The 9,361-nt window shown below is 52.7% G+C and carries 10 protein-coding genes; 7 read left to right on the top strand and 3 right to left on the bottom strand.

From position 1 onward, the window contains the following. From opgC to KHQ28_RS17985, 5 genes are all read left to right on the top strand, one after another. A partial coding sequence (opgC, locus tag KHQ28_RS18005) for an OpgC domain-containing protein (protein ID WP_211777642.1) occupies window positions 1-951 on the top strand: 951 nt, incomplete at its 5' end. A 10-nt stretch (window positions 952-961) separates the two neighbouring features. Beyond that, complete coding sequence (locus KHQ28_RS18000; RefSeq protein WP_032419050.1) at window positions 962-1,861, top strand: hypothetical protein; 900 nt, start codon at window positions 962-964, stop codon at window positions 1,859-1,861. 8 nt (window positions 1,862-1,869) lie between these two features. Then, window positions 1,870-3,084, top strand: a complete 1,215-nt coding sequence (locus tag KHQ28_RS17995; RefSeq protein WP_032419049.1) for a PP2C family protein-serine/threonine phosphatase — start codon at window positions 1,870-1,872, stop codon at window positions 3,082-3,084. Further along, entirely contained in the window at window positions 3,074-3,412 is a 339-nt protein-coding gene (locus KHQ28_RS17990; RefSeq protein ID WP_004179523.1) for an STAS domain-containing protein, read from the top strand. Before KHQ28_RS17995 ends, KHQ28_RS17990 begins: the two co-directional genes overlap by 11 nt. Further along, window positions 3,405-3,875: an ATP-binding protein gene (locus tag KHQ28_RS17985; protein WP_017880145.1), complete on the top strand. Its 471-nt coding sequence runs from the start codon at window positions 3,405-3,407 to the stop codon at window positions 3,873-3,875. The genes KHQ28_RS17990 and KHQ28_RS17985 overlap by 8 nt, the downstream gene beginning before the upstream one ends. 53 nt (window positions 3,876-3,928) lie before the next feature. Here the strand turns inward: KHQ28_RS17985 and KHQ28_RS17980 are convergent, their stop codons facing one another. Continuing rightward, window positions 3,929-4,117, bottom strand: coding sequence for a cold-shock protein (locus tag KHQ28_RS17980; protein WP_071890471.1), 189 nt, complete (start codon window positions 4,115-4,117; stop codon window positions 3,929-3,931). A gap of 300 nt (window positions 4,118-4,417) precedes the next feature. Continuing rightward, window positions 4,418-5,332, bottom strand: coding sequence for a LysR family transcriptional regulator (locus tag KHQ28_RS17975; protein WP_032419048.1), 915 nt, complete (start codon window positions 5,330-5,332; stop codon window positions 4,418-4,420). Window positions 5,333-5,440: 108 nt separating this feature from the next. On the opposite strand from KHQ28_RS17975, the gene KHQ28_RS17970 reads away from it, so the two are divergent. Together KHQ28_RS17970 and KHQ28_RS17965 are read left to right on the top strand one after the other, a co-directional pair. Further along, window positions 5,441-6,202, top strand: a complete 762-nt coding sequence (locus KHQ28_RS17970) for an SDR family NAD(P)-dependent oxidoreductase (protein ID WP_019705447.1) — start codon at window positions 5,441-5,443, stop codon at window positions 6,200-6,202. Between the two features lie 216 nt (window positions 6,203-6,418). Next, the gene (locus tag KHQ28_RS17965) at window positions 6,419-7,951 is read left to right on the top strand and encodes an HD domain-containing protein (RefSeq protein WP_004183778.1); all 1,533 of its coding nucleotides are present in this window, start codon (window positions 6,419-6,421) and stop codon (window positions 7,949-7,951) included. Between the two features lie 198 nt (window positions 7,952-8,149). On the opposite strand, the gene KHQ28_RS17960 is transcribed toward KHQ28_RS17965, so the two are convergent. Continuing rightward, on the bottom strand, window positions 8,150-8,716 hold the full coding sequence (locus tag KHQ28_RS17960) for a DJ-1/PfpI family protein (RefSeq protein ID WP_004190556.1): 567 nt from the start codon (window positions 8,714-8,716) through the stop codon (window positions 8,150-8,152). Window positions 8,717-9,361: the final 645 nt, after the last annotated feature.

The raw sequence follows: 9,361 nt of genomic DNA, 5'->3' as shown, positions 1-9,361 counted from the left end.
GTATTACTGACGGTGAGCTGGGGGCTTTATCTTCGCGCATGGAAAATATATCAGGTTAATATTATTATTATTGTCTCTTTTCTTTTGCTGAGATATTTGCCTTATCTTAATGTCTATGAAGTCACTCATTTTACCGACCGCTTTTCCGGGACCAGTTGGTCGCTCTATCCGCTAACCCCGCAAATAAAAGAGACGTGGTTTAACATTATCCTCTATCTGCAGATTGGCCCGCATCAGACGCAGATCCTCGGACTCTATATTTTTTTGTTATTGCTCAGCCCGCTGTTTCTGGGAATGCTGCAAAAGGGTCACGTCTACCCCTTACTGGGCGCCTCGCTGCTGATATACGGCTGCTGGCAACGCTGGCCGATACGGGTCACGCCCTGCGAATTTGAATTCGCCTTTCCCCTGCTGGCCTGGCAATTTATCTTTGTGCTGGGCATGTGCTGCGGCTGGTACAAAGCGGAACTGATCTCTTTCGCCCGCACGCCGCCCGGCAAAGTCGCCGTGGCGGCGCTGGTGTTCATCGCGCTTATCCTTGCGTTTGTCGCCCAGAACCATACCAATCCTTTTATGCCGCCCGCGCTGCTGATGCACGTAATCCCGCCGGCGGATTTTAACGCCTTTTACCATACCTGGGCGGCGAAAAACGGCCTCGGTCCGGTACGGATCCTCAATGATATCAGTCTGATGGTCACCATTTATCTGCTATTGACCTGGTGCTGGCGCCCCCTTAACCGGCTGGCAGGCTGGTTCCTGATCCCGCTCGGGCAGCGTTCGCTCTACACCTTTATTTTGCATGTTTACATCGTGCTCGCCGTAAGCCAGCTGGTTACCTTCGATCTGTGGCGCCAGGCGTGGATAGAGAACACCTTGATTCATGCCGCCGCGCTGGGCGTACTGTGGCTGATGGCCAAATACCGCGTCGCCGCACGCTGGATACCTAACTAAGGAAGGGCAAATGCGGGAGAAATATATGCTGGCCTGCGCGCTATGGTGCGCCATCGCAGGTGCGGAAGGCGCAGAGAAGAACGACGCACAACCGCTGCGTGATAAAAATGGTGAACCGGTGCAGGCCGGCGTGTTTACCAGCCGCTGGGGACGGCTTTTTTCCGGGAATGACAAGGTGTTTTCGGGAGCGCTGAGCTTTAGTTCGGGTTTAAAAGAGCAGTGGATGACCGTCCCCAACAGCTCAGACAGCGCAGAACAGAAGAAAAAATATAATCAGACTCTGAATCTTAGCCTGCAATACTCGCCCTACAGCTTCTGGTTCGCCAACGTGACATCCCGTTTACCGGTGACTGACACCAGCCGCTATACCGCCGATTTTCGCTATAGTTTTGGCTACGACGACTGGCATGCCAACACCTTCAGCCTGGTTTACAGTAACTATGGCGATAACCACTTCTGGACCTCGGGCAGCAAGCGTCACACCTATTTTGAGCAGGGGGCGATTACCCTGGCGTATAAATTTTCGCTGCCGAAGCCCATGGAGCATGCGCTGTTGATTAACAAAGGCGACGCCATTATCTGCCAGGCAGGCTACAGCTGGGTGCCGCGTTATTACGATCTGGCGAGTGACGATATCCGCAAAAACAAAAATGTGCTGCTTGGGGGGTGTGGATATACCTTTAAACAACATTTTTTTGTGCGCGCCACCGCGTTCTGGTATCCGGACAGTAGTCAGCAGCAGCCGTGGAATGGCGATTATAGTTACAGTTTTGGCTACGCGGGCTATACGCCGGGATCGTTCTCTGTGCAGTATGCCAACTATGCCGGTACCCGCTATCCGGGGCACGACAGCGGCAGCGGCAAGTTTCGTGAAGGTACGATCAGCCTTATCTGGTTCTTGCCGATTTAGGAGGCGCGATGTCGGCACAGCACGTCCTGATTGTTGAAGATTCGCTGGTTTATCGTCGGTTGCTAAGCCGGATGTTGACGCAGTGGGGCTATATCGTCAGTGAGGCGGAAAACGGCGTCGCCGCGCTGGCGATCCTGGAGAACCAGCCCGTCAGCCTGGTGATTAGCGACTGGGAAATGCCGGAGATGAATGGCCTGATGCTGTGCCGGGAAGTTCGCCGTCGCCAGTTTGGTCACTACGTTTATCTGATATTGCTCACCGCTCGCGAAGATCCGGGCGATTTAACGCAAGGGTTTGCGGCAGGGGCCGATGATTTTCTCAGTAAGCCGGTGGAGCAGAGTGAACTGCGGGCGCGACTGCACGCCGGGGCGCGGATCCTCTCCCTTGAAGCCGACCTCGCCGCGCGCAATACGCGGCTAAGTGAAGCGCTGCGGCAGATTGAACAGGATCTGGAGCTGGCGGCGCGCATTCAGCAATCGGTTCTCCCGGCTCATCAGCTGTGCTATCAGGGTTTTTTCTCCGACTGGATTTTCCTGCCGTCGGCCTGGGTATCGGGGGATATTTTTAATGTTTTCCCGCTGGGGGAGCATCTCGGATTTTACTGCGTGGATGTCTCCGGGCACGGCGTGGGGGCGGCGATGATGTCGCTTGCCGTCGCCCGCCAGTTTCTACATGGCAGGGCGGTTGAGCGTTTTCTTTTCTCTGCTGATAACCAGCCGGCATCACCTGCCGAGGTAGTGCAGATCCTGAATGGTCGTTTTTGTAGCGACGAGGCAGAGATTGTCAGCTATTTCACCCTGATCTATGGCGTCATCGACCTCACAACCGGTGAGGGGAAACTGTGTCAGGCCGGGCATCCCACGCCGTTTATCGTCACCGTGGATGGAGGTGTGCGCTCGGTCGGCAGCGGTGGGGCGCCGGTGGGGTTGATAAACCATCTCTCATGGGCAGATGTCAGTTTCTCGCTGGCGCCGGGAGAGCGGCTTTGCCTGTTCAGCGACGGTATCACCGAATGTGAAAACCGGAGCGGTGAACAGTTTGGCGAAGTCCGTTTACAAGCGTGGCTGCAGGACAGTGTGACGCAGCCGCTGCCCGCGCTGCTGCCGCGGTTTGCCCGGCACTTGATCCACTGGCGCAATGGCGACGCGCAGGAGATCCAGTCGATGGCCGATGATGTTTCACTCTTGATTATTGAACGTACAGGGGACAGTGATGAAAATTGAAACCGAACGGCAGGCCTCGGTGACGATCCTGACGCCGGCGGTGCGTCGGCTGGATGCTTCCGTCGCAGTAGCCTTTAAATCGGCAATCGCCCAGGAGATAGGCGAAGCGCCCGGCGATCTGATTGTTGATTTCAGCGAAATTGATTTTATCGACAGTAGCGGTCTGGGAACCCTGGTTTCTCTGATGAAGATGATGAACGGGAGAGGGGAGATGACGCTGTGCGCGCTGAATCCTGGCATCCGCAATATGTTCACGCTGACCCGTATGGATCGTATTTTCCGCATTTGCGAGGATCGCACCTCGGCACTTGCGCAGTTAAATGAGTGACGTGCCCGTGAATAGCAACATGATGTTTCCTGCCGAACTCACCTCGCTTTCACCGCTGGCGGAGTGGCTTGCCCAGCAAATGGCTTCGCTGCCTGTTGCGGACGAGTGGCGTTTCGCGCTCGATCTCGCCGCCTGTGAAACGGCAACGAATATTATTCGCTATGCGCTGCATGAGGATCGGGAAAGTCGTTTTGGTGTGGAATTTAGGGTCGCGGACCGACGGGTGACGCTGCGCTTTACCGACGCGGGGGAAACCTTTCCCGCCGAGCGCCTGGCGATGGCGCGTGGTGATGAGCATTTCGATGTCGATCCGTTAGCGGAAAACGGTAGAGGCTTGCGGCTTATTCTGCGTGCGGTGGACTTTTTTGACGTTGAAATGAATGCAGGGAAAAATATTACCACCCTGATGAAAGCGTTGCCTGATCCCGCTGTTAATTATTCAACCGACAAAAACGGAGGTTGAGAAAAAGACGTCATCCGCCTGGCGGATAACAGGCATGCTTTACCCGCGTATACTTATTGTTGTGCCTGCGCAGTAGGCTGCACGCCCAGGTGATGAGGACGGATGGTATCTAATGTCATCATGGCTGATTTGCAGAAAATGCATTTCGCACCAAAAGGGTTTTTTTCAGTGACGTCAAACTGGGACGTTCTGTACTGGGAGCCATGGCAGCATGGGCATCTAAAATGGATATGTTCGATCATAATGTAAACCTTGTATGGGTGATGTTCTGTTGAAAAGACAATGGTCGTTTCAGGAAAATTAACGCGGCTGATTTTAGTTGGTGGTAAGCCGGGTTTTGGGTCAGATGGCGGACATTTTAAGGAGCCGACAAGGATCTGACAGGGCCTGTTTACAGAAAAAGCAAACTACTAACGGGACTGCTCAAAGGAAGGTGGTATCAGGGATAACGCCTGGAGATGAGAACACGTACTCAGATAATAACTTTTTGTCTGGTAAATCGACTCAACGATTAACGCACGTGCCGTGAATAATAGCAAACGTTATTTTAGCCTTCCGGATGCCTGCTGCGCCAGGGGAGGCTTCATCAGCGCCGTCACCCAGTCGATAAATACCTGTACCCGGGCAGAGAGCTGCCGATTACTGGGATAGAGCAGGGAGAGCGGCAGCGGCGCAGGACGAAAATCGGCCAGCACTTCCGTTAACGCGCCCGACGCCAGATCGGCCTTAAGACGGGGCAAGGGGGCCTGATACAGGCCAAAGCCAAGCCTTGCCGCTTCGGCGCCGACGTCGGCATCGGAGGTCAGCAGCCGACAGGGCAAACTGACCTCGCTCTGACGGCCATCCTGGGTAAAGCTCAGCGGCAAGGTACGTTGCGTGCGCGATGAAACAAACCCGATCATCACGTGGCCCGTCAGTCCTTCAATCGTATGCGGGGTGCCGTACCGGGCGAGATAGGTCGGGCTGGCGCAGGTGATCTCCTGCAACCCGGCGAGCGGCCGGCAGATCATCTCGCTGTCGGGGAGATGGCCGCCGCGAATGACGCAGTCGACTCCCTCGCGAACCAGATCGACGTCACGCTCGCTTTCCCCGATCTGCAGCGTAATGTCCGGGTAGCGGGCGAGAAACTGTGGCAGCGCGGGCAGCAGCAGGGTCCGCGCCAGGTTGCCCGCCACGTCTACCCGAATGGTGCCGGAGATGCTCCCCCCGGCGCTGCGGTTGGCCTCCTCAAGGGCCGCCAGAATGGACACGCAGCGCTGATAATACAGCGAGCCTTCTGCCGTCGGCCGTACGTGCCGGGTGGTACGATGTAGCAGCCGCGCCCCGAGACTGACCTCCAACGCTTTAATAGCCGCGGTCGCTACTGGCCGGGAAACCCCCAGATCCGCGGCGGCGGCACTGAATGAGCCCCGTTCGACGATGCGCACAAACAAGGTCAGAGTATCCAGTTTATCCATGACATTGTTCCAGCTGGCAAAACTATCCTGTCGCCCAACGCGGTCTTATCGTCGGCATTCAGGGGCTTATAATCGCTCATGTTTTCAGCAGAGAGAAAAGGAGAAAACATGAACAATAGCGCAAAAATCGCCCTGGTGACAGGCGGCAGCCGCGGCCTGGGACGCGCGACCGTCGAAGCGCTGGCACAGCGCGGCGTAAATGTAGTACTGACCTACAAAACGCGTCTTGCCGAGGCGAACGAGGTGGTTACACGGGTTGAAGCACTGGGCGCCCGGGCGATCGCGTTGCCTTTCAGCGCTGGCGAAATCGACACCTTTGACGCATTTGTTAGCGCTTTTCAGGGCGCGCTGACGGAGCTGGACGCCGATAAATTTGATTATCTGGTCAATAATGCCGGCAACGCCAGCGGCATGGGATTTCTTAACGCCACGGAAGCGGAATTCGATGCGCTGTATCGCATCCACGTGAAGAGCGTTTTTTTCCTCAGTCAAAAACTATTGCCGCTGCTGGCCGATGGCGGGCGAATAGTGAATGTCTCGTCCGGCCTCACCCGCATCGTGATGGCGAACCGGGCGCCCTATGCGATCATGAAATCCGCGGTGGAAACCCTGACTCGCTATATGGCGTTTGAGCTGGGCAGTCGCGGGATCACGGTGAACTGCGTGGCGCCCGGCGCCATCGCCACCGATTTCAGCGGCGGGGTGGTGCGGGATAACCCGCAGGTCGCTCAGGCGGTAGCGAACATGACGGCGCTGGGCCGACCTGGCCTGCCAGAGGATATCGGGCCGATGATCGCCTCGCTGTTATCCGATGATCATCGCTGGGTGAATGCCCAGCGCATTGAGGTTTCCGGGGGAATGCGCATCTGAGCGAAGAAAACCGGGGCTGTTTTCATCCGTAGTCAATCGATATGTCAGTGGATGCCGATATAGCGCGACGCTGTGGAGAGATAAGGAAATAATGATCTGCCGCGTTGCTCGTTAAATATTAGTGATTGACCTTATTGCCTGAATGCGCAAGATTATTGTTGAATAAACAGTCAATATGCTAAATATATTTAATGCACGTATGAAAGGATTTAAGATATGGATTTTGAAAATGAACTGACCAGTAAGATCCTTGATCCCATTCACGGCACTATTCGTTTGACGACACTCGAGATTGCCTTTATCAATCACCCCCTGTTCCAGCGCTTACGCAACATTAAACAGAACTCTTTTTTATATAAGGTGTTTCCCTCTGCGGTGCACAGCCGCTTCGAACACTCTCTCGGGGTGCTGCATTTATCAAGTGAAATACTCAATAATTTACGCCTGAATGCGATACGGTATCAAAAGAAATATGATGATGGCCATGTGTTTGGTCATATCGATCAGATACCAAAACACAACATTCAGGAGTTGAGACTCGCTGCCCTGATGCATGACATCGGGCATGGGCCTGTATCCCACCAGTTTGAGAGTTTTATGCCTGGTAAGCACGAATTCTCCGATGTTCTCCCCACAGCCTACCATTCGATCATTGATGTATTAAGCAAGCCAGAACAGAAAGTTGAACATGAACAGCTTTCGCTGTTGTTCAGCCTGATGATTTATCATGATCTGAGAAAACAAGGTAAGGTCGATGACGAAATAAATATCGAAAATGTGTTAAAAATCATCGAAAAAAGATACGGTGACCAACAGATCATTGAGGAAATTAATGGAAAGGCAACAGATATCCTGCCGTTAATGACCTCGATCATCTCTTCCTGTCCGATCGATGCCGACCGGATGGATTACTTGCTCAGAGATGGCTATTTCTCCGGCGTCAAGTGTGGTATCTACGATTACAATCGCTTGTTTATGTCAATTGTCCCGGTCGAGGAACAGGGAAAATTGTACCTTGCTTACAAAGAGAGTGGGATTGATTCGATCGCTGAGTTTATTGGGGCGCGCTCCAGCCTTTTCTCGCAGGTGTATTACCATAAAACAAACCGCGCCTTTGCGACGATGTTGAGCACATTATGTGAGATTATGCAAAGCAAGGATCCACAAAATGTCATTATCGCTGACGTTACCGACCGTATCGTTGACCATAGCGATGAAAGCTTCATCGACGCGCTGAAGGAGTTTTATTTGGCGTGCAGTGATGATTATTTTTTGAATGACAAGGTGGGTGAATGGATAGATATCAGCGATACCGAGGCGGTTAATAAAAAAATACTTGATGACATTATTAACCGACACCCATGGTCGAAGGTCTATGAGGCCAAACACTCTGTGTATAAAGCTAACATCGCTGACAAGGAAAATAAGGCGTGGAAGAGTCAACTCACCGGGTTATTGACTTCTGTATTACAGCCTCATTTCAAACCACATGAATTTGCCGTTGATATTGTCTCCGACTGCGCCTTTAAAGACCTGGATAAAACCGAAGTTAAGCTTTTGGTGAAAGATCTTAAGAACCGCTACGAAATAAAACCGTTAATTGAATGTGGTGATAAGTTAAATCAGTATCAAATCATCAAATATTGCATTCGGGTATTTGTTGACCGCGATATCAAAGAACGCGTAACTCCTGAAATAATCTATAAAATCAATGAAATAGTGGTCAAGCAGATCGCGTTGCTGAATTGATGATGCCCGTCAGGGCAGCGATAAATCTTTCAGGGGCTGGTTTTTTAACCGTCCCCTGAAGATAAGCGGTAAATCGTGGCGCATCCCCGCCATCGGTATAACTTACAACAGCGCGTTTACCCGAGACTAAACACCGCGCTGAGGCATAGATTCCCGCAGGGGAGCGGGTGGCTCAACAAAAACGCCGGCTCAGTATGGTTATTCCGCCAGCAGGGCGGCGAATTTCGCCAGCCACTGTGGATGAGCCGGCCAGGCGGGGGCGGTAACCAGGTTACCGTCCACATGCGCCTGGTCGATACCAATATCCGCATAGTGCCCGCCGCTCAAACGCACTTCCGGGGCGCAGGCGGGATAGGCGCTGCAGGTGCGGCCCTGCAGAATACCGGCGGCGGCCAGCAGCTGCGGGCCGTGGCAGACGGCGGCGATAGGTTTACGCGCGGCGTCGAATGCCTGTACCAGTTTAATAACCTCCTCGTTCAGGCGCAGATACTCCGGCGCCCGGCCGCCGGGGATCACTAGCGCATCGTAGTTCTCGGCCTTTACTGCGGCGAAGTCAGCGTTCAGCGTGAAGCGATGGCCCGGCTTTTCGCTATAAGTCTGGGCGCCGTCAAAGTCATGGATTGCGGTCATGACATAGTCGCCAGCGGCTTTATCCGGGCAGACGGCATCGACCTGGTGGCCAATCATCTGCAGCGCCTGAAAAGGAACCATTGTTTCGTAATCTTCGGCATAATCGCCGACCAGCATTAGGATTTTCTTGCTCATCTTTGTGTCTCGTTGTGGGCGAAAGGTGTCTTAGATATAGCCTGGCGACTTGCAGAATGCGAACCGTTCAGGATGCCGACGACGGTGTCGTGTGCGTCTTGTAACCGGGCTCATGTTTTTTTGCTAACGACAACTTTGTCCGACATCGCGCTGTGGCTCGTTATCCGCAAAAAATCGGTTTGTGGGGAGTAAGGGGAGCAGAAGAATATTGTTACCGTTTAGATTTCGCGCCTGCACTATTAAGCGTCCGCCGCGAAGGGGCAATCGGATGGAAGCCAGATATTATCCCTCTGAGTAATTTATTGCGTTGTTACGCTAAATTTGCATAATGAGCGAATTATATTGCCCCGGTCGTCTCTATGGTTTCCTTTATTCATCCGCTTAATGTTTTAGCACGCCTTATAGTATCCATTGCAAACATTCCTTTGGTGCATTATTTATTGAATTTATCATTGGCTGTTGTTACACATTTCAAATATTGATATTCATGGTGCTTTTATTTTCGTGGTGAAAGGGGGGTGTTTATGAATAAATATAATTATTAGGTGGTTAAGTTGATCGGTAATCCATTTTTGCTTTATCATCGTCACGTTTCACATCAATATATCTTCAATAATTATTCCTTAAGGAAAGGAACTGCTATGG

The sequence above is a fragment of the Klebsiella sp. 28 genome (genome assembly GCF_018223905.1).
Taxonomy (GTDB): Bacteria; Pseudomonadota; Gammaproteobacteria; order Enterobacterales; family Enterobacteriaceae; genus Klebsiella; species Klebsiella pneumoniae.
This window is presented reverse-complemented; position numbering and strand designations above follow the sequence as displayed.

Coding starts and splice junctions, on each gene's coding strand:
- KHQ28_RS18000 (WP_032419050.1), top strand. CDS start 962: ATGCGGGAGAAATATATGCTGGCCTGCGCGCTATGGTGCGCCATCGCA.
- KHQ28_RS17995 (WP_032419049.1), top strand. CDS start 1,870: ATGTCGGCACAGCACGTCCTGATTGTTGAAGATTCGCTGGTTTATCGT.
- KHQ28_RS17990 (WP_004179523.1), top strand. CDS start 3,074: ATGAAAATTGAAACCGAACGGCAGGCCTCGGTGACGATCCTGACGCCG.
- KHQ28_RS17985 (WP_017880145.1), top strand. CDS start 3,405: ATGAGTGACGTGCCCGTGAATAGCAACATGATGTTTCCTGCCGAACTC.
- KHQ28_RS17980 (WP_071890471.1), bottom strand. CDS start 4,117: ATGATCGAACATATCCATTTTAGATGCCCATGCTGCCATGGCTCCCAG.
- KHQ28_RS17975 (WP_032419048.1), bottom strand. CDS start 5,332: ATGGATAAACTGGATACTCTGACCTTGTTTGTGCGCATCGTCGAACGG.
- KHQ28_RS17970 (WP_019705447.1), top strand. CDS start 5,441: ATGAACAATAGCGCAAAAATCGCCCTGGTGACAGGCGGCAGCCGCGGC.
- KHQ28_RS17965 (WP_004183778.1), top strand. CDS start 6,419: ATGGATTTTGAAAATGAACTGACCAGTAAGATCCTTGATCCCATTCAC.
- KHQ28_RS17960 (WP_004190556.1), bottom strand. CDS start 8,716: ATGAGCAAGAAAATCCTAATGCTGGTCGGCGATTATGCCGAAGATTAC.